Annotated in this window: 1 protein-coding gene; it reads left to right on the top strand. The window is 59.5% G+C overall.

Features of this window, described 5'->3' with window-relative positions:
- The first annotated feature begins 84 nt into the window (after nucleotides 1-84).
- A complete protein-coding gene (locus tag DWZ15_RS10325; RefSeq protein WP_158572527.1) occupies nucleotides 85-714 on the top strand; it encodes an HAD family phosphatase in 630 nt (209 codons plus the stop codon).
- The last annotated feature ends 57 nt before the right edge of the window (nucleotides 715-771 follow it).

The raw sequence follows: 771 nt of genomic DNA, 5'->3' as shown, positions 1-771 counted from the left end.
GTTCGCTTCTAATAAAGAAGGCCAAGATTCGGGACGCAGTTCAAAATGAACCTGTCCCTTTTTGGCAGGTGGGAGGAGATGCGTATGATCAAGGCAGTGCTGTTTGACATGGACGGCGTGCTGGTCGATACCGAGTGGTTCTACAACCGTCGCCGCGTGGCATTTATGGAAGAGAAGGGCTTCCACTTTGACGAGATCCCCGATCTTTCGGGGTCTAACGAGCCTGCCATTTGGGAGGCGCTGGTGCCTGACGATATTGAGCTGCGCGAGCGCCTGCGCGTGGAGTACAAGCAGGTCTACAGCCCGGACCACCCCGTTCCGTATGCCGAGCTGCTCAACGAGCAGACGGAGCCGGTGATGCGTGAGCTGCGCGAGCGCGGCGTGAAGTGCGCCATCGCAAGCTCGTCCTATCGCGAGCTCATTGACGAGCTGGTGGAGATTGCCGGTATCGCCGACGTGCTGGACTACACCATCAGCGGGCACGAGTGCAGTGCGTTTAAGCCCGACCCCGAGATCTACCTGCGTGCCATGGAAGCGCTGGGGGTGGAGCCCGCCGAGTGCCTGGTTATCGAGGATTCGCCTTTGGGGATCGAGGCTGGCAAGCGCTCGGGCGCCCGCGTCCTGGCGCTGCGTCCGCATGAGGGCGTCAACCTGGACCAGTCCGCCGCCGACGTTGTCATCGACAACCTGACCGACATCCTACCTGCCATTTAGGGACAGGTTTATTTTGAACTGCGTCCCGAATCTTGGCCTTCTTTATTAGAAGCGAAC

Source organism: Collinsella sp. AF29-7AC, assembly GCF_003475665.1.
Classification (GTDB): Bacteria; Actinomycetota; Coriobacteriia; order Coriobacteriales; family Coriobacteriaceae; genus Collinsella.
This window is presented reverse-complemented; position numbering and strand designations above follow the sequence as displayed.